Below are 23,086 nucleotides of genomic sequence, written 5' to 3' on the forward strand. Positions count from 1 at the left end.
GTCAACCGTTCACCTGATATACGTGGCCGGGGCGCCGACCGATGCGAGTGAACTTCCTCGGTAACAGCGATTTAACTCGCGGTGAGCCCGAACGAACGCGGCAACCGGTCGCAAGCCCGGCGGAGTCACCGCCGCGCGTTCATCCCGTTGAATCGTCGACGTCCGCAGCGTTGCGGGTCCGCGAAAAAGACGAGAACTTCCCGGTCGCGCTGCGCTTCATACCGAAAGCAGTGCGCGATGACCTCCATGCGATTTACGCGATTGCTCGCACGATCGACGACCTCGGCGACACCGCACCAGGGGATCGCGTTGCCGCGCTGAATGACTTCCGCGCCGATCTCCACCGAATCTGGCGGGGTAGCGCGCCGCGGTCGGGGGTCCTGCAGGCACTCGCGCCGACGGTGCAGGCGCACGGCCTGACCGCCGAACCATTTGACCGCCTCATTGAGGCCAACCTGATTGACCAACGCGTCTCGAGGTACGAGACGTTCGAAGAACTGATCGGGTATTGCCGGCTCTCCGCTGACCCGGTGGGACGGTTGGTGCTCAACGTGTTCGACCAGCATTCGCCGGAGGCGGCGGAACTGTCGGACCGGGTATGTCGGGCGTTGCAACTGCTTGAACACTGGCAAGACGTCGCCGAAGACCGGCGCGCGGGCCGCGTCTACCTGCCTCGAGAAGACCTCGCGGCCTACGGCGTGGGTGAAACGGACCTCGACCGGCCTCACGCCACCGAAGCCCTTCGCGAGTTGATGATGTTTGAGATCGGCCGCGCCGCAGCACTACTCGAGTCCGGTGCGCCGCTAGTACGGCGGCTGACGGGATGGGCACGCGTCGTGGTTGCCGGTTACATCGCGGGCGGGCGCGCCGCCGCGAAAGGGTTGCGTCGCACACGCGGCGACGTGCTGGGCCGCCCGGCCAGGGCTCGCCGCCGCGATGTCGCCTGCTCGGCCGCCGCGTTGTTGCTTCGCGCTCCAACGGAATGGGCCCGATGAGCACGCTGGAGGACGCGTACCGCGTCGCGGAAGACATCACCCGTACCCAGGCGTTGAACTTTCACTACGGCATCCGGCTCCTGCCATCGGATAAACGGTCCGCGTTGTGCGCGGTGTACGCGCTTGCGCGGCGGATCGACGATATCGGCGACGGCGATCTGCCGCCCGAGCAGAAAGTGGCCGAACTGTCGTTGGTGCGGAAATCACTTGGAAATCTAGATCATTCGTCCGATCCCGTGCTAGTGGCCGTCGCCGACTCGGCGCGCCGGTTCCCCGTTCCGGTATCGGCATTCGAGGAACTGATCGACGGCGTGCAGATGGATGTGGAAGGCGTTACCTACCAGGATTTTGCCGACCTGGTCGTGTACTGCCGGCGGGTGGCCGGATCGATCGGACGGCTGTGCCTTTCGATCTTCGGGCCGGTCGAACCGCGTACGTCGCGCTACGCCGACCAGCTCGGCATTGCGCTGCAGCAGACCAACATCCTGCGCGACGTGCGCGAGGACCTGCTCAACGGCCGAATCTATCTGCCACAAGGCGAACTCGATCGGTACGGCGTCCGTTTGACGGTCGACGAGCTCGGCGAACTCGACGACCCGGACGGACAGCTCGCTGCGCTACTCCGGTTCTGCTCCGGGCGTGCCGAAGATTGGTACTCGTTGGGGCTCAGGCTGATTCCGCATCTGGACCGGCGCAGCGCCGCGTGCTGCCTGGCCATGTCCGGCATCTACCGTCATTTGCTCACCATCATCAAGACTTCGCCGGCGAGCGTGTACGACCGGCGGCTGTCGCTGTCGGGAACCCAAAAGGCGCGAGTTGCCGCCGTCGCATTGGCCAGGGCGGCGTTATGACCGGCGCCGCGTCGTCCCGCCTCGCCGTAATCGGCGGCGGCCTGGCCGGGATCACCGCCGCGTTGCGCTGCGCCGATGCCGGGGCCGCCGTGACGCTGTACGAGGCCCGGCCCCGGTTGGGTGGATTGACCTGTTCATTCCGCCGCGGCGAGCTGTGGGTGGACAACGGCCAACACGTGTTCCTGCGCTGCTGCACGGCTTACCGCTCGCTGGTGCAACGGCTCGGCGCCGAGCACATGACCACGCTGCAGCCGCGGCTCGACATCGCCGTTCGGAGTCCCTCCCGTGCCGCGCGGCTGCGGCGCACGGGCTGGCCCGCGCCGCTGCACCTGGCCGGGTCGCTGGCGCGCTACCCGTGGCTGGATCTCGGCGATCGCCTGCGATTCGCCCGCGCGGCGTTGGCGCTGCGGGCGGTCGACGCCGCTGACCCGGCCACCGACCAGCGTGCCTTCGGCGACTGGCTGCGCGAGCACGGTCAAAGCGCCAGTGCCGTGCATAACTTGTGGGAGCTCGTCGGCATCGCGACCCTCAACGCCCGCGCCGACGACGCGTCGCTGTCCCTGGCGGCCACCGTGTTTCAGATCGGCATGCTGCGCGACAACTGCAGCGGCGACATCGGTTGGTCTGCGGTGCCGTTGCAGCGGCTGCACGGCGACACCGCCGCCGATGCCCTCGCCAAGACGGGCGCCACGGTCCAGCTTCGAACCGTGGTGCGGTCGCTGTGCCGAGACAATGACGGATGGAATGTGGAAACCGACACGGGCTCGGCCCGCTTCGACGCCGTCATTCTGGCGGTGCCGCCGACTGCTGCCGAAGATGTGCTGCCCGATGGCGCGGTGGACTTAGCGCCGGGATGGTCGCGGCGACTTGGCAGTTCACCGATTATCAACCTGCACCTAATCCTCGATCGCACGGTGTTGCGGGAGCCGTTTGTCGCGGCAGTCGATAGTGAGGTGCAGTGGGTATTCGACCGCACCCAGCAAAGCGGGCTGACCTCGGGCCAGTACCTTGCCGTGTCGCTCTCGGCCGCCGACGAGTTGATCGACGTGCCCACCGCTACCCTGCGCGGTCGCTTCCTGCCCGCCCTCAAGTCGATCCTGCCGGGGCTCGAATCCGCAGAACTGCGAGACTTTTTCGTGACACGCGAGCGGGAGGCGACCTTTCGCCCATCGCCCGGGACGGCCCGGCTGCGACCACCTGCGCGTACGGCGATGTCGGGTGTATACCTGGCCGGGGCGTGGACGGCCACCGAATGGCCCGCGACGATGGAGGGCGCGGTGCGCAGCGGTGACGCCGCGGCCGCCGCGCTGCTCGCCGACGCGAGATCGCTATCGACGGAGGCGGTATGACGCCGATAGTCCAAACGTTGAATGATGCGCGCGAATCGATCACGCCGCTGCTGCGCAAGATGGTGCACCGGCTCGACCCGAGCACCCGGCTCGTGACCTCCTACCACCTCGGCTGGTGCGATAAGGACGGTGCCCCGACTAATACCAACGGCGGCAAGGCTATTCGGCCCGCCCTGGCGCTGTTGGGTGCCGGGGTCGCGGGCGCCGAGCCGGAAGCGGCACTGCCCGGCGCAGTGGCCGTTGAACTGGTACACAACTTTTCGTTGGTACATGACGATCTGATAGATGGCGACGCCGAGCGCCGGCATCGGCCCACCGTCTGGGCGCAGTGGGGTGCCCCGACCGCGGTGCTGGCGGGGGACGCGATGCTGTCGCTCGCGCATGAGGTGCTGCTGGACCTGCGTTCGCCGCACGCACGCACCGCCGAAGCGATGCTCGCAGCCGCCACCAGGGAATTGATCCGGGGGCAGACTCTCGACATCGCTTTCGAGAGCCGCCGCGCCGTGAGTCTCGACGAGTGCATAGACATGGCGCGGGGCAAGACCGGGGCACTGATTTCGGTCAGCGCGGCAATCGGCGCGGTGCTGACCGGTGCGCCTACGGAAATGACCGACGCGCTGGCCGCCTACGGCGATCACCTTGGCGTCGCGTTCCAGCTCGTCGACGATCTGCTCGGTATCTGGGGCCAACCTGAAATGACCGGCAAGCCAGTGTATTCCGATCTGCGGTCGCACAAGAAGACCCTGCCGGTCACCTGGGTGATCGAGAACGGCGGGGCGGCGGGTCGCCAGCTCGCCGCTTGGCTGGACGACGAGTCGCGCGACCCGACCGATGCCGAACTGGCCGACATTGCCGAGCTTGTCGAACAAGGGGGCGGACGCGCATGGGCGACCGATGAGGCCGCCCGCCGCGCCGCCCTGGCCGACGAGGCCGTCACACAAGCCGGGGCCGTATCCGAGCCAGCCGGCCAGCTGCGCGCACTGGCCCGCTACCTCATCGATAGAGAGGCATAGATGTCGACGGCACCGAACCGGATACCCGAACCGGCACCCACCCCAGATGATCTCTGCGAGGTACGAGCCGCGTTGGATGCCGCGGTGCGCCAGCTGCGGTCGCAGCAGCATCGGGGCGGCGGATGGAAGGGCGCGCTCGACACCAACGTGACCATGGACGCCGAGGATCTGTTGATGCGCGCGTTCCTGGGCATCCTGACACCCGAGGCAACCGAGCCCACCGCACGATGGATCCGCTCGCAGCAGCGCGCGGACGGTAGCTGGTCGGTATATCCCGGCGGTCCGGGCGATCTGTCCACCTCGGCCGAGGCCTGGGTGGCTTTGCGATTGGCCGGGGACGGCCCGGCGGAGCCGCACATGGCCAAAGCGGCCGAGTTTGTGCGCGGCGCAGGTGGAGTCGAAAACAGTCGCGTATTCACGCGAATATGGTTTTCGCTGTCCGGTTTATGGTCGTGGGACGACTGTCCGGAGCTGCCGCCGGAGCTCATATTCTTCCCCTCGTGGGCGCCGCTGAACATCTACGACTGGGGCTGCTGGGCACGCGGAACGATTGTGCCGCTGATGATCGTCTGCACGCTAAAACCGGTGCGCCCTCGGTCATTCGGGATCAACGAGCTGCGGTCGGGACGGCCCCGCAAGCTCGACTGGCCGTGGACCATCGCCGGTATGTTCCAGCGGCTCGACAAAGCGCTGCACTGGTACGCGCGGCATCCGGTGCGGCCGCTGCGAACCTCAGCGATGAAGCAGGCGCTCGAATGGATCCTGGCCCGCCAGGAAGCCGACGGCGCGTGGGGTGGCATCCAGCCACCGACGGTGTATTCGATTCTGGCACTGCATCTTATGGGCTATCCGATGGACCATCCCGCGGTGCGCGCCGGCCTCGCCGGGCTCGACGGCTTCCTCCTCCACGAGGACACTCCAGACGGGCCCACCCGCCGACTCGAGGGCTGCCAGTCACCGGTGTGGGACACCGCGCTGTCACTGGCGGCACTGCTGGACGCGGGCGTGGCCCCAGACGACCCGGCGGTGTTGCGCGCCACCGACTGGCTGCTCGACAAGCAGATCACCCGACCCGGGGATTGGCACGTGCGCCGTCCCGAATTGACGCCCGGCGCATGGGCATTCGAGTTCGCCAACGACAATTACCCCGACACCGACGACACCGCCGAGGTCATCCTGGGCCTGAGCCGCGTCAAGCATCCCGACGCCGCCCGGGTCGCCGCCGCAGTCGATGTGGCGGTGGACTGGACTGCGGGCATGCAGTCGGGCGACGGCGGCTGGGGTGCGTTCGACGCCGACAACACCAGCACGCTGGTGACCAAGCTGCCGTTCTGCGACTTCGGTGCGGTCACCGACCCGCCGTCGGCCGACGTCACCGCGCACGTCGTCGAGATGCTCGCCACCGAGGGGGCCCACGCCGAGCGATGCGAGCGGGGCGTGCGATGGCTGCTCGATCACCAGGAGCCGGACGGTTCCTGGTACGGCCGGTGGGGCGTCAATTACGTCTACGGAACGGGCGCGGTGGTGCCGGCATTGATCGCGGCCGGCGTTGACGCCGGAGCGGTGCCGATCCGTTCCGCGGTGGATTGGTTGAAGCGGCACCAAAACGACGACGGCGGGTGGGGGGAGGACGCGCGCTCGTACGTCGACCGTGCCTGGGTGGGGCGCGGGGCGTCGACTCCGTCACAGACCGCGTGGGCGTTGCTCGCCCTGTTAGCGGTCGGGGATGACACCGAGGCGGTGCAACGGGGGATCGCGTGGTTGGTAACCACCCAGCGCCCCGACGGCGGATGGGACGAGCAGCATTTCACCGGTACCGGATTCCCGGTCGACATGTATATCAACTACGAGATGTACAAGCTGGTGTTTCCGATCTGGGCGCTAGGTCGTTATCTGCGGGCACGCACATGAGGTCGGCGGTCGTGTACCTGCCGATGAGGCAGGAGCGGCCCGGGCCGTCCGGGCCCGTGCTGGTCGCCGACATTGCGGACCCGTCGACCGCGGGGCCGCATCCCGGAGACCTCGCCGTGGCAAGCGAATTACGTTACGACGGCACGGTGTGGACGACACACGCCGGCCCGCTTGTCGCGAATTCCTTGCGGCGGCTTGGACTTCGGGTGCATCTCGGTCCCCTTGCCGTCGAGGCCGAGTGGGCATGTGCCGCGACTGCGGGCGCTGAGCAGACCGTCGCACTACGCATCAACGCCCGCAGCGCAGACGAGGCGCGAACCGTTATGGGCACTGCCGGACCGGCGATTCACCAGTGGGCAGCCGCGGTGGGCGACCGCGACATCATGCTGGCCGGGCCACGCTCTTTCTGCGCAGGTGTGGATCGGGCGATCGAGATCGTCGAACGGGCACTGCGACATTTCGGCGCACCGGTGTACGTGCGCCGCCAGATCGTGCACAACCGTTATGTCGTGGGTGATCTCGAGACGCGCGGCGCGGTATTCGTCGATGAGGTCGACGAAGTGCCCGGCGGTAGCACGGTAGTCCTTGCTGCGCATGGTGTCGCGCCGTCGGTGCGCCATGAGGCCCACGCGCGCGGATTGCGCGTGATTGACGCGACGTGTCCTCTCGTGGCAAAGGTGCACGCTGAAGTACGCCGTTTCGCGGGCAATGGGAATACCGTGGTCCTCATCGGCCACGACGAGCACGAGGAAGTAGTGGGCAGCCGCGGTGAGGCACCAGAAAACGTAGTGGTGGTGAGCAGTCCCGCTGAGGCGGAACTAGTCCGGCCGACTAATCCTGACAAGGTGGCCTACGTCACCCAAACCACCCTTGCCGCCGATGAGACCGAACACACCGCGGCGGTTCTCCGAGAACGTTTTCCGGCAATCGTCTCGCCGCCGCAGGAGGACATCTGCTACGCGACGACCAACCGCCAGGCGGCCGTCCGCGAGGTCGCCGCGCACTGCGATCTCGTTCTTGTGTTAGGTTCGGACAACTCCTCGAACTCCCACCGTTTGGTAGAAGTAGCCGAAAGATGTGGCACCACAGCATATCTCGTGGAGGATGCTGGTGCCGTCGATTTACGCTGGCTGGCGGGCGCTCGCCGGGTCGGTGTGACGGCGGGAGCATCCGCGCCGCCACATCTGGTGGACGAGCTGGTGCGAACTCTGTCTGGACTTGGGCAGACCACCGTCCGGGAAGCGGTCGTGGCCGACGAGGACATCGAGTTCAGTCTTCCTCTGGAGGTGAGATGAAGTGGCGAGGCTCCATGTCTACCTCGGCAGTCGTCTGACCCGTGAGGCCGCCGGCAGAAGTGTTGGCCGCCCGCCGGATATGCACGTGACCCGACAAAATATCCCCATCACCGGCGCTAGTTCCGGCTTGGGCGGCGGGATGGCACGGCAGTCCGCGTCTCAGGGACGCTACCTCGCGCTGTCTGCTCGCCGCACCGATCGGCTGGCCGAGTTGAAAGTCCCGCTGTTGCGTGTGGTTCCGCTATCGATGCTGATGCGTTTCGCATAGCAAGCATTTTTCGGCCGGCCGCTGATAATTGCGGCCTGGTGCACGCTCGGAGGGAGAGAGACAAGCATGCATCCTCGGTACCCGAATGTGTTCAGCCCGGTACAAATTGGCCCGGTGGAGCTGTCCAATCGTTATTACTTTGCACCGCACGCTATTCCGCTGAACGTGGGGTCGGCTCCGTCTGAGGATTTCGTGGCCTATTGCATCGAGCGAGTCAGGGATGGCGGTTGCGGTCTGGTGATCCTGAGCTGCACCGCGCATCAGCGCGGGCGTTCCTTTCAGCCTTCCCCGTACCTGAAGAAGAGCATTCCTGCCTTCGCCGCGCTGGCCGACGCCGTGCATCAAGCAGGGGGGAAAGTCTTCGGCGAGATCTGGTATCACTGGATGACTCCCGGTCACTGGCAATCGATGGCGCCGCAAGCGCCGTCGTTTGGCCCGTCGGTTTCGCAGTTCGCATTCAACGGGATCAGCGGCTCGACCCGCGCGGCCACACGTGACGAGGTTGCGATGATCGTCGACGCGCATCACCAATCGACAGTGCATCTACGTGAAGCCGGATTCGATGGCATTGAAGTCCACGCCGCGCACGCCACCATCATCGAGCAGTTCCTGTCGCCCTATTACAATCGCCGCACCGACGAATACGGCGGGCCGCTGGAGAACCGAATGCGCATGCTGGTCGACGTGCTGCAATCGGTGCGCGACGCCGCGGGCACCGCGATGGCCGTTGGCGCGCGTCTCAACTGTGATGAGCTGATCGAGGGCGGCTATCAGAGCTCCGAAGCCTATGAAGTGGTGCGATCGATCTGCGCGCAGCGGCTGGTCGACTTTGTCGATCTGGACGTCGGTATGGAGCCGCTGCAGCTGAAATACGGTATGCCGACGGTCTTTACCGAGGAGTTCTCTTATCGGCCCTTCGTGGAGAAGGTCCGCGGCGCGGCGGGTGACGTGCCGGTGCTCAGTGTGCTGGGCCGGGTAACCAAGATGAGCGATGCCGAGGCGGCCATCGCCGCAGGGGTGTGCGATCTCGTCGGGTCGGCGCGTGAGCTGATCGCCGAGCCGCGATTCGTCAAGCACGCCCGTGAGGGCACCGAGGAACAGGCGCGCACCTGCATTGCCTGCAACTGGTGCCTTGGCGGCATCAACTATCGCGTCATCGGTTGCACGATCAACCCGGCGTCGTTCCGGGAAAGGCTATGGGGTGACCACACATTCGCCCCTGCAACTCAGCTGTCGAGGGTGATTGTGGTCGGCGGCGGGCCGGCCGGGCTCGAGGCGGCCCGAGTCGCAGCGCTGCGGGGCCACGAAGTCACGTTGCTGGAAGCCCGACAAGAGCTCGGCGGGGCGCTGGAGCTGTGGTCGCGCTTGCCGGGGCGCGACTTCTACCGACATGCGATCGACTGGTGGGCCAGTGAACTCGCGCGGCTGGGTGTAGCCGTCCGGCAGGGCAAACCGGCGGCGGCCGACGAAGTGTTGGCACTGGCTCCCGACGCCGTGATCGTGGCCACCGGAGCCAGCTACAGTCGGACGGGCCGCAGTGCCTTTCTCGACCAAGACATCCCAGGCGCCGACAAGCCACATGTCTGGTGCCCTGAAGACATATTGGAGGGCCGCGCACGGCCGTCGGGCAAGCTCGTCGTGGTGGACGCCGAAGCAACGCATGCTGCCAGCGGTGTGGCAGAACTGCTTGCGGCCCGCGGAGCCGAAGTGATCCTGCTGTCACCCAACTACGCGCCCTATTCTCACCGCGAAGTGATGAGCCTGGAAGGTGATTCGATCGCCCAACGATTGGCCGAGGCCAATGTCGTATTCCAACCCACGACCTGGGTTCGCCGCATCGGTGATCACGATCTGCACATCATCGACGTCAACAGCGGACGCGAGTCGACGCTCCCGCGCATCGATGCCGTCGTCCTGGCAACCGGACGGATCCCTGTTGACGGTATTGCACGCGAACTCGAAGGCAATGTCGCACAACTGTTCACCATCGGTGACGCTCTCGGGGTGCGACCGTTGGCAACGGCCGCCTACGAGGGGCAGAAATTCGCCCGGTTGATCGGCGAACCCGATGCGCCCAGAAATATGGCGGAGGCCTATTTCGCCACCGACGTCCTGGTGGCCCGATGAATCGCGCTCGTTTGACTCCCCGGTCCCTTGCGGTGAATCCGCGCAGATCATCGAAATACATTCTGCAACAATCGATTCAATCCCAGCGCTGCACAGTCGAGCATCCGGCATTTCAGTGCCGGGGACGAGGTGACGCAGTATGCTAACGCCCACCGCTACCGGGGAAGAGGTGATCGTGCGCGATTCCAAGGTCTCACCGGTGTTTTCCAATGTCGCAGTCAGGACGCCGAGATGAGAATTCATCGACTGAGCGGATTCGACACCAGCCTGCTTCACCTGGAATCCCCGTCACAACCAATGACCGGATGCGCGTTGTGGGAATTGGACACTTCGACCATGCCCGGGGGATATAGCTTCGCCAACTTCCGTGCGACGCTATCGCAGCGACTCGTCGCAGTGCCGGAATTCCGGATGAAGATGGCTGACAGCGCACTGAATTTGGACACTCCGGTGTGGGTGGAGGATCCCGACTTCGATCTCGATCGCCATCTGCACCGCGTCGAGCTGCCGGCGCCGGGCAGCAGCGATGAACTGTCGGCGCTCGTAGGGCGCTTGATCGCCGAGCAGATCGACCGCAGCCGGCCCTTATGGGGGATGTGGGTGATCGAGGGATTGTCTGGCACCGATTCACGCATCAGCGGCCGGGTGGCGGTGATGCACCGTATGCATCACGTGCTCGCGGACGGGACCACCGCCAACGACATTTTGGCGCGGCTCTGCAGCACCGAAGCCGACCCTTCGCGGCCGGAACCCATTGAGGGGGTAGGGACTCTCAGTCAGCGGCAGATCGTCGTTGATGGTTTGGTGCGGTTCGCGCGACGGCCCTGGTATCTGCTCAAGGTGCTGCTCACAACCATCGCCGGGGCGATCACGACGATCCGTCGGAATGCCCGGGGTCAAACTATGACGGGACTGTTCAACGCGCCACGGACCATGTTCAACGGCACCGTCTCTAGCCGTCGCACCGTGGCCTACGTCCAACTGGACCTCGATGACGTCAAGGCGGTCAAGAACAAGTTCGGAGTCACGTTCAACGACGTGATGCTGGCGCTGGTATCAAGCGCGGTCAGACGATTCCTGCTTGATCGTTCCGCGCTGCCGCAGGCCACGCTGGCCGCGGCGATGCCGGTGTCGATTTTTCAGCCGAACCGCGCGAGCCGCAATCAATTGTCTGCCATGATTTCCAGTTTGTGCACCGATGTGGCCGATCCCATGGCGCGGCTTAGGGCTATCGCTGCGGCGAGTTCGGTCGCGAAAGACCATGTTTCGGCGGTCGGTCCGTCGCTGGGGCTCGATTGGACGCAATTCGCTCCCCGGTTGTTAGAGGTGGGTTGGCGGATCTACCGATGGTCTGGGCTCAGCGACCGCCGACCGATCTACAACCTGACCCTGTCCAATGTGCCCGGACCACAAGTGCAGTGCTACTTGATGGGAGCGAAGGTCAAAGCGAGCTATAAGTTCGGACCGGTTTTCCACGGAGCCGGTCTGAATGTCACCGTTATGTCGCTCAACGGCAAGGTCGATGTCGGCCTTGTTTCGTGTACGGACCTGCTGCCCGACCTCTGGGAGCTGGCTGATGGTCTCCCTATCGCTCTCAAGGAACTACTGGACATGGCCGGCCGGATCGAGCGCTGTGCCGATCGCCCGGCAGCGCAGGAACCCCATACAAAAAACAACGATTGGGCAACATGAAACGCCGAAATCCTCTGAAGCTTCGCCCCGGCTCGTGCATCAAACAGCTGAGATTCTCCGCGGGGTTAGCATTTGGCCGGCTGACGCTCGCCTTTATGACGGTCTCCGACCGCCTAACGCAGATATTTGTCGAGCGCTTCTATCCGTTCTTCACGCGCCGGTTCGCAAATCAAGTCCGCTTGATCAATTTGGGCTACGAGGAGGATCCGCCCATGGGCCTGTCGTTGCCGCAGTCCGACGAACCCAGCCGGTTCATGATTCAGCTCTACCACCGCACGGCGGCGCAGGTCGATCTGACTGGCAAAAGGGTGCTGGAAATCAGTTGTGGCCACGGCGGCGGGGCCTCGCACGTCGTGCGCACCTTGGGCCCCGCTTCTTACACGGGACTGGATCTAAACCGTGCTGCAATCGACTTTTGCCGTGCAACCTACGATCTGCCCGGCCAGAGCTTTGTGCATGGCGACGCCCAGAACCTGCCCTTCGCCGACGACTCCTTCGACGTAGTGCTCAATGTCGAAGCTTCGCACGGCTATCCCGACTTTCCTCGTTTCCTTGCGGAAGTCGCGCGTGTGTTGCGCCCAGGGGGGCATTTTCTCTACACGGATCTGCGACCGCTGCCGTGGATAGCGCAGTGGGAGGCGGCGTTTGCCGACGTCCCGATGCGGGTGCTGTCGGAAAGGCACATCGATGAGGAGGTTTCGCGCGGACTCATAGGAACTGCCCAACGGCTGCACGACCTCGTTGCAGGCCGCGGTCCGAGGTATGTGCTCGACGTCATCCGTTTTGCGATGGTCGTATATGACAAGGCGACGCTTGGCCCTCGTCGATCGTCGTATCGGATGTACTGCCTTGCCAACGATGAAGGCAGCGTCGGCCAATAGTCGAACCAGCCGTCGCGTGGCCGGGCCAGCCTTACCGTTGTCGCTATCTCTTGGCGTGTCAGCACAAATCATGAACTAGCATCAAGGTGGAGGTAAACCGAATGCCCCGCGATGTTCTGCCACCAGGCCCCCGACTCCCGGCATTCATTCAGCTGGCTGCTTTCGCGTCGCAGCCGTGGAAATTCCTGGATTCGTGCGCGGCTCGTTACGGAGACGTGTTCACATTGCGGTTGGCCAGCCAGCAACCCTGGGTGGTTGTGTCGCATCCCGATACGGTGAAAGAGGTCTTGACCGGCCCGCCTGAAGTGCTGCTTGCCGCGGAGGGCAATCGCATGATGCAACCACTGATGGGTGCGAACTCCTTGCTGCTGCTCGAAGGGGATGCGCACAGGGAGCAGCGTCGACTCATTGTGCCGTCTTTCCGCGGCAACGGCCTCAAGTTCTATACCGACAAGGTGACCGCTGTTACCCAAGCGGAGATCGCCCGTTGGCCGCGCGGTAGGCCGGTGCGCCTGTACCCGCGGATGCAAGAGTTGACGCTGGAGGTCATGCTGCGCGGCGTTTTCGGGCTGAGCACGGGGACCCGTCTTGACCAGTTGCGGGCGGAACTATTACGGATGCTAAGGAAGAAATCGGGACCGCTGATGCTGACTGTTGGTCCGCCGCGAATGCGGGCGGCGCTGACGCGCAACTTCCTCATGGGTCAGATCGACCGCTTGGTTCATGCCGAGATCGACGACCGACGCCGGGCTGGAGATTGGGCCGAGCGCAGCGACTTGCTGTCAATTCTTCTGCAAGCCCGCCACGCCGATGGCCAGGCGTTGAACGATGCGGAGATTCGCGACGAGCTGGTAACCATGCTCTTGGCCGGCGAGGAAACGACGGCGACCTCGCTTGCGTGGGCAGTAGAACGCCTTGTCCGTCATCCCGAGCACCAGGCTCGACTGATCGAGGAAACCCGGGTCGGGGACCACCGGTTCGTGGACGCCGTTGTCAAGGAAACGCTGCGGGTGCGACCTGTGAGCTCGATGGTCATGCGGAAGCTCAACGCGCCGATGCAAATTGACGGCTTCCGGTTACCGGCCGGCGTGAGCGTCGTGTCGTCGATCTACCTGACGCACCGGCGACCCGACCTTTACCCCGACCCAGAGTGTTTCCGCCCGGAGCGTTTCCTTGACCAACCGGCAGGAACCTATACCTGGATTGCCTTCGGCGGCGGCGAAAGGCGTTGCCTGGGCGCGACCTTCGCCGAGCTTGAGATGCGGGTCGTCCTCAGCATGTTGTTCGACACTTTCAAGGTTCGTCCCGCCGACGAGCGCCCAGAGCCGGTGCGATGGCAAGGAATGCTGACCCCGGTGCCCGGGCGCGGGGCCACGGTGGTGCTCGAATAGGGCATTTCGAAGACGCTGGTGACGCTTGGATCTATGTTCTAGATTCGGCATTGGCCAACTACCGGCCACTCCACGACGCCGATTTGGAGTCCGATGACAGTGCAATCGCAGTGGGTATTCGACCCGTATTCCGAGGAATTCTTCGCCAGTCCGCACGAAATCTACCGGCGAATGCGTACGGAGGCACCGGTTTACTATCACGAGGACCTGGACTTCTACGCGCTCACCCGGTATGAGGACGTGGCCGCAGCGGCTAGAGACTTTCAGACCTACTCTTCGGCGGGTGGCCTCGACTTGGCGATGATGAGAAGTGGCCAGGAGCCGCCGCCTGCGATCTTGTACTTAGACCCGCCTGAGCACGGACGCATGCGGGGTCTGGTCAACAAGGCCTTCACACCGCGCTCGGTCGAGGCGCAGCGAAACACCGTCATCGAGACGGTGCAGCGCTGCCTGAGCAATGCCAATCCCCGTCGATTCGATGTGGTGCAAGACTTCTCGGCTATCTTTCCCGGGGAAGTCATCACTTCCATGGTCGGAGTGCCGGCACCCGGACGCCAACAGTTCCGGGAGTTCGTCCAAGTGGCGCTGAGCTACCAACCGGGCCAGACGGCGCCGGACGAGACCACTGTGACGATGATGTTGAACGCGGCAGCGTATTGCTACAACCTGGTCCAGGAGCGTCGCGCGCAGCCGCAAGACGACATGATCAGCACGCTGATCGAGGCCGAGATCGAGCGCGGGGATGGCGAGAAGACCAGCCTGTCAGACGACGAGATCACGCTGTTCGCAATGTTGGTCGGCGGCGCGGGCACCGAGACCGTGACCAAACTCGTCGCCAACGCCGTGGCGGCATTCGCACAGCACCCCGACCAGTGGCGCGAGTTGCATGAGGATCGCGCCAAGATCCCCGCGGCGGTGGAAGAGGTGCTGAGATACGACAGCCCGGTACTGTATACCCTCCGGCGCACCACGAAAGAGGTGACGCTGCACGGGGTTACGATCCCGGCGGGCAAGCCGGTGTTCCTGTGCGAGGTGGCGGCCAACCGCGACCCGGAAGTCTTCAGTGACCCGGACGTCTTCGATATAGCCCGTGACCCCACGCGCGCGCAGCACCTCTCACTCGGGTATGGCGTTCATAGTTGCCTCGGCGCCGCACTGGGCAGGATGGAAACCGCCATCGCGCTCGACCATCTCCTTGATTTCATGCCGCGCTACGAGGTCATCTGGGAAGACTGTCGACGAGTTAACGCGTCGACGGTCGCCGGATGGGGGCAATTGCCGGTGCGGGTGGGGTAAGACGCGCGTGTTGGCCGCTTGCGGTCGTGGTTCTCAGATTGGTACATCTCAGGCGATGACATCGAACTGGTCGCCGACCCGACTCGGCAACCTCAGCGGCAAGCGGATCATCGTCACCGGCGCAACCAACGGCGTGGGCTTGGCCACGGCACGCGAGTTGGCCAAGGCTGGAGCGCACGTGATCATGGCCGTCCGCAATCTCGAGTTGGGTGCGCAGCGTGCCGCCGAAATGGGTGGCGAGACGTCGTTGGTCAAACTGGATCTCGCCGATCAATCGTCGGTGCGCGCATTTCCGGGCCTGTTCGACGGCGACGTGGACATTCTGATCAACAATGCCGGCGCGATCGCGCCGCGGCGGACCGAGACCGTGGACGGCTTTGAGATCACACTGGCCACGAATTTCCTCGGTCCGTTCGCGCTGACCAACCTACTGTTCGACCGGGTGCGCTCGCAGATCATCAACGTCGGCTCCGACCGTCACAAGTACAAGTCGTCGGTGATCGCGTTCGACGACCCGCATCTGCGTGCTCGCAAGTGGTCGCGCTACCCGGCCTATGGCCGCTCGAAGCTGGCGGTGATGCTTTGGGGACTCGAATTGGACCGGCGTCTGCGTGCCGCCGGATCGCCAGTGATCAGTCAACTTACCCATCCCGGCTGGGTGTCGTCGAATCTGTTGAAAACGTCTGATACCCGCGTCATTTCAGCCGGGCATTGGATGTGGCAATGGGTTCCCAAGACGATCGGCAACGACCTCGAAGCCGGTGCCGCGCCAACGCTGTACTGCATCAGCGAGCCGATTGCACCGGGTAGCTACGTAGGTATCGACGGCTGGCTCGGCTTCAAAGGCGGCCCGACGCTGGCCGGACGCGCTGCGAAGGCCTGTGACTACGAAGCTGCCCGTAGGTTGTGGGAACTCGCGGAAAAAGAAACCGGCACAACACTTCACGTGTAGCCGCATCGAGCAGACCTTCCAAGACCACCTGATCACCGTGGTCGCCCCTGTGGCGGCAGCCTCTACATCGAGCCCCAATCCGGTTGGGGCACGGAGAAATTCGACCCAATCACCGACCGCCGCCGCGTGCGATCGTGTTCGATGACGATTACTCTACTTCTGCGCGACCGCGATCAAATAATCTAGCCACGGGCTCCATATAGCTACTGCGGTGGGGCCGTTCATTCGCCGGAGCCAAGGATGGACACTTCGGTAATCCGAGTTTTTGAGGCGATGGCGGACAAAATTTGCGAAGTCGTCGAAGACGTAGTCCCGAATTGAATACACATTCACTTTCTCGAAGCCTGTTTCTCGCAAGACGTCGCTATATCCCGAAGCATCGAAATCATTCGCTTGACCGTGCGCATACACCGAGCGAGCAGCCGATCCGACGATGCCCCACCGGGCGTTAGGTCGTGGGACTGCCTCCTTGGGCAGCGGAATGATATCCGCAGTCACGAGGCGGCCGCCGGGCTTGAGAACCCGGAAAGCTTCACTGAAGAATTCGCGACGCGAAGGAAAGTGAAAGGGCGATTCAAGCGCAACTACCTTGTTCACAGATTCGTCCGGCCTGGGCAACTCACTGGCCGACCCGTGGACGTACCGCACGGTACTCGCGAGGCCCAATGCTTGTGCTCTTCCGGAAGCTATCTCGATTTGCTTTCTCGATACGTTTATTCCGATAATCTCCTGAGGCTGAAACTCTTTGGCCCAGAGGAAATCTTGGTCACCGAATCCGGGTCCAGCATCGACCACGATGTCACCAGGCCGGATGTCTGCTTCTCTTCCCACTAAGCGCGCAAATTCAGCACAGGCCTCATCGAGAGTCGTAGGATTGTTTTTCCAATACCCGTAATTCAAAAACATCGAGTCTTCCGCGAAATTATTCGCGTCGTTGAACACCGTGTCGTATAATTTGCCCATACTCTGCGGCGTCGTAATATCCAAGCCAACGCTCATTAATTGCTTCAGCTCGTACATCCACCGTGCTTGTCGGGCAAGGGTACTTTCTGGCTGCGGCTCGGTTGTTGGCATTGTCATCTCCCGAAGAATCGCATCTCGAACTGGTCGGTGTGTCGGGCGAGCCTACTGTTCATCCCGACTCCTACCAACCTAGTGGTCCGTGTTGATGTTGGTTGACGATTCGCTTTCTTGAGGCTGTGGTCGGCGGTCTGTTCCAGGCGACCGGGTGGGTGACTCAGCGAGATTCATCCGGCCGCCGACGTCGGGGTGAAGTACACCTGCACGAGCGGCTTGTCGGTCGCCAGTCGCGGACTTCGATGCGTATGGCTGTCCTGGCAGGGCGCCACAAGCGCTATGACGAAAACAAGAGCAGGGCAACCGCACACCCGGCGCCGCTTGACGAATAGCTACCTAGGTTGTCTCGAGGCAGATATCGGCCTATCGAGACTGCAGCGTCGCGGCACCGGGATAGACTGCGACATGATCGTGTCGCGGTCCGGCCGAAGTGTGGCTGCGGGTCCGTGTGAATGCGGTGTGGGCTTTAGCGGTATCCGGTGGACCACCTGATCGCTGGTCGGAGGGTCCTTCCAAAGGGAGTGCGTTGACAACCTTCGAAGCTCAGGACTCGGCCACACAGACCGACCTCGTCAATCAGCCGGAGCAGACCGCCCCGCTGGAAGAGGCGCGACTGCTTTGCGATGCGCCTCCGCCTTTCCCGTTCGGGTGGTTCGCGGTGGCGCTGTGTCACGAGCTGCGTGCGGGTGCGGTGTTGACCCGTCAGTTCATGGATCGCGAGATTGTCATCTATCGCACGGAGTCAGGAACGGTGTGCGCCACCGAGGCGTACTGCCCGCATCTGGGAGCCCATCTGGGGCACGGCGGCGAGGTGTGTGGCGAAGAGCTGCGTTGTCCGTTTCACGGCTTCCGGTTCTCGGTGAAAGGTTCGTGTGTGTACTCGCCGTCGGGTGCCCCGCCTCCTGCGGCGCGCCTGGGTCTTCTCGAAGTCCGCGAGATCCACGGTGCCATTTTCGTGTGGCATGGCCCCGCCGGACAGGTGCCGTGGGAGATTACGCCGCTGGGCGGCGATGAATCGGACTGGCACCATGTGAGGCACACGGTTCGGCACGTACACAGCCATCCGCAGGAACTTGTCGAAAACAGTATCGACATTACGCATTTTGTTGCATTGCATGGGCTGCGGAATGCTCAACTGGTCGAGCCGCCAATTTTTGACGGCCCGCGAATGCGCGTTGACTACACCTACACTCAGCTGACTCTGCGGAAGTCCGAAGTTGATGTCAAAATGCGCATTCGAATCGACGGTTTGGGCTTCGTTGTCGATGAGGTTGATTCACGCGGACTTTCGCTGCGGGTCTTCAGCTTGGCGACTCCCGTCGGTGAACGCGACACGGTCCAACATCTGCTTGTGAGCGTGCGCAAACGGGGCCGGAGCGTAGTGGGTAAAGCCGTATGGCGTTGCATCGAAAAGATTAGCGGGCCGTTCATCCTGCGCGGACTGGTCGACCAAATCAAGCAAGATGACCCGGTATGGACGAACAAGAAGTATCTGCGCCGACCGGCAATTGCTGAGGGGGATGGTCCGATCCACGCGTATAGGCGGTGGGTGAGTCAGTTTTATTCAGAAGGTGCCGCCTGGTGACGGCGGGCACAACCCGCCGCAACACTGCTAACTCAAAAGGTTGAGACACGTTGCCCTCCGTACTCATCACTGGCGCAGCCCGGGGCATCGGAAAGTCGATCGCGATGTGAATGGCCGCGGACGGCTGGGGCGTCATCGCAGGCGTCCGAACGGAACAAGGTGGCAAGGCAATCACCGCGATGAATCCGCGCGGGTAATACTCGACGTTCAAAGTCGATCGACGAACGTGCTAACCCCTGAGTTGGCTCACTTAGTGGTCAAGTTCGATGCAGATGTGAGTGACCGCTTCCCGACAGTCGTGTTGGGAGATTAACCGTTGTCAGCCCGCCGCAGTCTGCAATTCGAGTAGTGCAGCTGGTATACCGTCTGCCAGATCCCAGAGGTCGGGCACCAAATCCGGGCAGCACACCAAGCCGATGTCGAGTTTGCCGTAAAGCGACATCACAACGACGTCGAGCCCACCGCCCTCGATGATCGGCCCGAAGGCATACCTTCCCGTAATCGCCGCGCCCAGCAAATAGCTCTGCGTCGCTGGCCCGCGCACGTTCGAGACGCTCACGTTATTCACAGGCCGGCGTTCACTTAACTGGGCCCACCTGTAGATGCGCGGTCCGAACGCTAACAGGCCGGGGAAGTGTTCCAAAAAGTATTGTGGCAGCCGAGATCCAATTGCCGAATCATCCCGCTTAGTAGCCGAAGTCATCCCGGCGATAGCTCTCAGCCGGTCGGCTGGATCGACTACGTCGCTGTGCAAGTTGATCAATCGAACAGCCACCTGGTTGCGGCCTGCGTTGGCCGGATCGGACACCGCGATGGGCATCCACGCGAGAAGTCCGACGTTGGGCAACGCGGCGCGGTCGAGCAGAAATCGTCTCAACGCGCCCGATATCACAGCTAACATCACGTCGTTGACCGTAACGCCGAACCTGTCCTTAACGGCCTGGGCATCCGCAAGATCCAGCTGGACATACGCTGCGGTGCGGCGGCTGGTGAGTTTGCCATTGAACGGAGTTCGCGGAGCGGCTGGCATTTTTCCAAACCAGCCGGCCGCCGCTATGCCTCGCGCAGAACGAAGAGCCTTTCTGGCATCGAAGAGCAGGCCGACCAACGCCGACAGTAGCGTCTTGGTCAGATGCCAAGGCCGGCAGGCAAACTGCACCCACCCGTCAAGCACGATCTGCCGATTGCTGACAGTCCCGATCCCTCCGATGGCCTCCGGCGACGGTGGGTCGGCCTCGGTACTGCAGAGCCGTGCGAACATGTCGAGGGCCTTCTGGCCGTCCGCGAGAACGTGTTGCATCCGCAGCATCACCGCGACATTCGCCGTCAAGCCCGGGTCAGCATCGACGAGTCCCTCGATCACGAACATGTCCCACACCGGTCGGCCGCGGTCCATCCGTTCTGCGACCAGACGCCCGCCCACCTTCGAAAGCTCATGAGGACCGCCCGGTGCCGGCAGCTCGATCCGGTGCAGGTGGTTGTCAAGGTCGAAGTCGGGATCGTCTACCCAGACCGGAGCGCCGATATTCAAAACACTGTCCGCCAATTTCATGCGGAATTCAGGCAGCGCATCGATTTGCTTCAATAGCTTTTCACGGAAAGCTTCGAAGCTATATCCGCCTGGCATCGTCGAAGTGTCCAGCATGAACATGCCGCAAGCGGTCATCGGCTGCTTCGAGGTCTCTAGGCGCAGCATGCTTGTATCGAATCCACTGAGCCGATGCACGATTCAGGAGGTTAGCAAGTAAGCCGTGTGCAGTCACGCAAAGACATCAGGATTCTTGCAGCAACTCCGGCAACCTCAATCAAGGTCGGCTTGCGCCACAGGATCTGACGGCAAATGCGCATCGACACCTATCGCGGCTGACGAGCGAGAGCATGAAACAGGCGGTCTCGCGCCGCGGTGGGCAGGTTCGGCAGCACGGCGAGTTGCATTCGTGCATTGAGGCCGACGACATAGCGTGCCCGTGGTCGACGAGTGGTGAGGGTTCGGGCCACCACTTCGGCCACCCTGCCCGCCGCCAACACCAACCACTCCGCTGCGGGGGTTGATTGCGCAAGCCCTACCAGGTGTCGCGCATACCGGCTGCGATGTTCCGATGAGATCACCGCAGTCATCTCGTCGACCAGCCCGCCAGCGGCGCTTTGCATCTCGGTGTCAATCTGAGCTGGTTGAACGACGCTGACCGCAATCTTCCACGGACGGAGCTCAATTCGTAGCGTGTCGGCGAACGCATCAATCGCGAATTTCGAAGCGGAGTGAGCACCGTGCAATGGGTAAGACACATTGCCTGCGGTCGGCGACAGCGAGTCCTACGAGTTCAGGCGCGAGTTCCTGGCGTCGCTGAAACCCCGCGGTCTGTCGGGGGTGCATCTGGTCATCTCCGATGCTCACGCCGGGATCAAAGCTGCGGTGGCACCACAGTTCACCAACTCCTCATGGCGGCGGCGCCGAGTGCATTTCATGATCTTTTCCAACCCGGCAGCGTTCCTGCGGCTGGCCGCCGCGGTGGTCATCGAAGCCCACGACGAGTGGCAGGTCACTCGCCGCTATCTCTCCGATATCTCCATGGACGAAATGCGTACCGTCATCGCCGCCAAACACGCCGCCGCCACGTGCCAAACAACACCAAATCACCTAGCGCTCAACATGATTTGATGATCGCTACGCGTGAACCACGCGGGATCTAAAGTCCACCACTCACCGGGACGCTATCCGCGTTGATGCGGTATCGCTTTTTGAACCGCATCGCGCAGGCCGCTGCTGGACGCGGCGAGCTGACTTGAGTCCAAGCCGGTTCACGTTGTGAAAGCGGTCGGCCTCAACTCAATTCGCTGCCGCGGGCACCTTGGTGATGACGGCGGGCACGTACGGCCGAGAGACAGAAGGATCGTACCGGGGAATCCAGTCAGTGGGAATTTGTACCCGGAACCGCTGATGGAGTTGGGCGAGCAGGAGTTGCGCGATCATCTCGGTCATCGGCGCACCGAGACAACGGTGTGGTCCGGCGCCGAAGGCGACGTAGGCCAGGTTCGGCCGCGCCGCGATGGTGTCCTTGTCGTAAAACCGCATCGGATCGTAGCTGTCGGGATCAGGACCCCACCAGCGTGCATCACGATGCAGGGCATACGGCGATACTCCGACACGGCTTCCGCGACGGATATGGTATCCACCGATGGTGTCGTTAACCTTTGCAACCCGCAGTAGGAAGGGAGGGGCCTCCAGCCGCAGACCCTCCGCGAAGCACGCCCTCGCCCACTGCAGCCGATCCAGATCATCGAAAGTCGGCACCGCCCCACCAAGCCCATCAACCTCGTCGTAGAGCCGCTGCTGAGCTGCTGGATTCTGCGGGAGCAACCCCAGCGTCCACGCCAACGACGCGTCGACGCTGTCCCAAGCGGCACCCATCAGGCTCATGATGTCCAAGACGGCGTCGCGCCGACGGATGGACCTGCCGTCCCGGCGGTGCGCGTCCAGAACCACCTGCATCGCGTCGTCGTAAGATTGACCGTCGGCCAATCGTTCGTCCACTCGCCGCAACACCCAGCGCCGCATCCGCAACCACGCCTGTGCGATATTCCCGGCTTCCAGTAGCAGCCTGGGGCGGCCGAGAAAGCCCAAGGAAGACGTAAACGGGGACAGCAAGGCGCGGACATCGACTGCAACCTGGTGCAGCTCGGCGTCGGTGAGCTCTATCGAAAACATCACTCGCATGAACGCCGGCATGATCACAGCGGGCAGCTCTTCGTGCAGATCGATCCGTTCGCCGGACTCGGCGAACCGATCCCATCTGGCCAGGCTTTTGTCGAACTCGTCGGCGAGACACGTGGCGATCCTCGTGAGCTGCCGGCGACCGAACATCGGTGCCAGCGCCTTGCGCCGCTGGCGATACTTCTCCCCCTCCAACATGGCCAACCCAACGCCCACCGCAAACCCGGCGAAGCCGGCGCCCGGACCGCTCGTGCGGCCGTACTCGCCCTCCCGGCTATTCAGGACGTGGGCCACGTGGTCGGGATGGTTCACCACCACCACTTCAGCCATCGGCCACGGAAGCCGATAGACGTCACCGTAGCGGTTTCTCAACTCCCGCAGGTATCCGCAGGGGTCCGCCCAGTAGTCGCCCATCACGCCGACGAAAGGCCGCCCACGTGGGCCGGGCGGGCGCGGCGCATCAATCCGCCGCCGCGACTGCAACCAATCCCGCCCACGACCGACAGGATTCCGGGTAATCCAGAATGTATCCGAGGTCGCCGTCATCGAGTACCTCTCGGGTCGCACCCGCCAGTGAACCGTTGTTGCAGTTGCGTACAACAGACCGAAAATTACACCGGGTTGCTCTGGCGGTCAACGCTGTCACCCGCCCTATCTCTCCGATATCTCCGTGGACGAACTGCGTACCGTC

17 protein-coding genes and 2 pseudogenes are annotated in these 23,086 nt (G+C 63.3%); 15 read left to right on the top strand and 4 right to left on the bottom strand.

Annotation, left to right across the window (positions count from 1 at the left end; genetic code table 11):
• Positions 1–170 precede the first annotated feature (170 nt).
• From hpnC to LMQ14_RS04500, 13 genes and pseudogenes are all read left to right on the top strand, one after another.
• Entirely contained in the window at positions 171–995 is an 825-nt protein-coding gene (gene hpnC, locus LMQ14_RS04440; protein WP_267733620.1) for a squalene synthase HpnC, read from the top strand.
• Positions 992–1,846 carry a presqualene diphosphate synthase HpnD gene (hpnD, locus tag LMQ14_RS04445; RefSeq protein ID WP_324291102.1) on the top strand — a complete coding sequence of 285 codons (855 nt, stop codon included), beginning with the start codon at positions 992–994 and terminating at the stop codon, positions 1,844–1,846. The genes hpnC and hpnD overlap by 4 nt, the downstream gene beginning before the upstream one ends.
• Entirely contained in the window at positions 1,843–3,195 is a 1,353-nt protein-coding gene (gene hpnE / locus LMQ14_RS04450; protein ID WP_267733621.1) for a hydroxysqualene dehydroxylase HpnE, read from the top strand. The genes hpnD and hpnE overlap by 4 nt, the downstream gene beginning before the upstream one ends.
• Positions 3,192–4,208, top strand: a complete 1,017-nt coding sequence (locus LMQ14_RS04455) for a polyprenyl synthetase family protein (protein ID WP_324291103.1) — start codon at positions 3,192–3,194, stop codon at positions 4,206–4,208. Before hpnE ends, LMQ14_RS04455 begins: the two co-directional genes overlap by 4 nt.
• Positions 4,209–6,119, top strand: coding sequence for a squalene--hopene cyclase (gene shc, locus LMQ14_RS04460; RefSeq protein ID WP_267733622.1), 1,911 nt, complete (start codon positions 4,209–4,211; stop codon positions 6,117–6,119).
• Positions 6,120–6,442: 323 nt separating this feature from the next.
• The gene (ispH, locus tag LMQ14_RS04465; protein ID WP_324291129.1) at positions 6,443–7,414 is read left to right on the top strand and encodes a 4-hydroxy-3-methylbut-2-enyl diphosphate reductase; all 972 of its coding nucleotides are present in this window, start codon (positions 6,443–6,445) and stop codon (positions 7,412–7,414) included.
• Between the two features lie 85 nt (positions 7,415–7,499).
• A pseudogene (locus tag LMQ14_RS04470) lies at positions 7,500–7,655 on the top strand (short chain dehydrogenase); the annotation flags it as partial.
• A 141-nt stretch (positions 7,656–7,796) separates the two neighbouring features.
• Positions 7,797–9,809: an FAD-dependent oxidoreductase gene (locus LMQ14_RS04475; RefSeq protein WP_267733624.1), complete on the top strand. Its 2,013-nt coding sequence runs from the start codon at positions 7,797–7,799 to the stop codon at positions 9,807–9,809.
• A 237-nt stretch (positions 9,810–10,046) separates the two neighbouring features.
• Complete coding sequence (locus tag LMQ14_RS04480) at positions 10,047–11,501, top strand: WS/DGAT/MGAT family O-acyltransferase (RefSeq protein ID WP_267735343.1); 1,455 nt, start codon at positions 10,047–10,049, stop codon at positions 11,499–11,501.
• Positions 11,502–11,596: 95 nt separating this feature from the next.
• The gene (locus LMQ14_RS04485; RefSeq protein ID WP_324291104.1) at positions 11,597–12,382 is read left to right on the top strand and encodes a phthiotriol/phenolphthiotriol dimycocerosates methyltransferase; all 786 of its coding nucleotides are present in this window, start codon (positions 11,597–11,599) and stop codon (positions 12,380–12,382) included.
• A gap of 101 nt (positions 12,383–12,483) precedes the next feature.
• Entirely contained in the window at positions 12,484–13,773 is a 1,290-nt protein-coding gene (locus LMQ14_RS04490) for a cytochrome P450 (RefSeq protein WP_267733625.1), read from the top strand.
• A 93-nt stretch (positions 13,774–13,866) separates the two neighbouring features.
• Positions 13,867–15,069, top strand: coding sequence for a cytochrome P450 (locus LMQ14_RS04495; protein ID WP_267733626.1), 1,203 nt, complete (start codon positions 13,867–13,869; stop codon positions 15,067–15,069).
• A gap of 55 nt (positions 15,070–15,124) precedes the next feature.
• Complete coding sequence (locus tag LMQ14_RS04500; RefSeq protein ID WP_267733627.1) at positions 15,125–16,021, top strand: SDR family NAD(P)-dependent oxidoreductase; 897 nt, start codon at positions 15,125–15,127, stop codon at positions 16,019–16,021.
• A 153-nt stretch (positions 16,022–16,174) separates the two neighbouring features.
• Here the strand turns inward: LMQ14_RS04500 and LMQ14_RS04505 are convergent, their stop codons facing one another.
• Positions 16,175–17,041, bottom strand: a complete 867-nt coding sequence (locus LMQ14_RS04505; RefSeq protein ID WP_267733628.1) for an SAM-dependent methyltransferase — start codon at positions 17,039–17,041, stop codon at positions 16,175–16,177.
• Between the two features lie 583 nt (positions 17,042–17,624).
• Here LMQ14_RS04505 and LMQ14_RS04510 point away from each other — a divergent pair.
• Positions 17,625–18,683 (top strand): Rieske 2Fe-2S domain-containing protein, encoded by a 1,059-nt coding sequence (locus LMQ14_RS04510; protein WP_267733629.1) that lies wholly within the window; start codon positions 17,625–17,627, stop codon positions 18,681–18,683.
• A gap of 319 nt (positions 18,684–19,002) precedes the next feature.
• Here LMQ14_RS04510 and LMQ14_RS04515 read toward each other — a convergent pair whose 3' ends face one another.
• Positions 19,003–20,379 carry a wax ester/triacylglycerol synthase family O-acyltransferase gene (locus LMQ14_RS04515; protein WP_267733630.1) on the bottom strand — a complete coding sequence of 459 codons (1,377 nt, stop codon included), beginning with the start codon at positions 20,377–20,379 and terminating at the stop codon, positions 19,003–19,005.
• Positions 20,380–20,537: 158 nt separating this feature from the next.
• Positions 20,538–20,957: an SDR family NAD(P)-dependent oxidoreductase gene (locus tag LMQ14_RS04520; RefSeq protein WP_267733631.1), complete on the bottom strand. Its 420-nt coding sequence runs from the start codon at positions 20,955–20,957 to the stop codon at positions 20,538–20,540.
• Between the two features lie 19 nt (positions 20,958–20,976).
• Here LMQ14_RS04520 and LMQ14_RS04525 point away from each other — a divergent pair.
• Positions 20,977–21,342, top strand: a pseudogene (locus tag LMQ14_RS04525) (transposase); the annotation flags it as partial.
• 168 nt (positions 21,343–21,510) lie between these two features.
• Here LMQ14_RS04525 and LMQ14_RS04530 read toward each other — a convergent pair.
• Positions 21,511–22,809, bottom strand: coding sequence for a cytochrome P450 (locus LMQ14_RS04530; RefSeq protein WP_267733632.1), 1,299 nt, complete (start codon positions 22,807–22,809; stop codon positions 21,511–21,513).
• Between the last annotated feature and the right edge of the window lie 277 nt (positions 22,810–23,086).

The organism is Mycobacterium sp. Aquia_213 (assembly GCF_026625985.1).
GTDB lineage: Bacteria > Actinomycetota > Actinomycetes > Mycobacteriales > Mycobacteriaceae > Mycobacterium.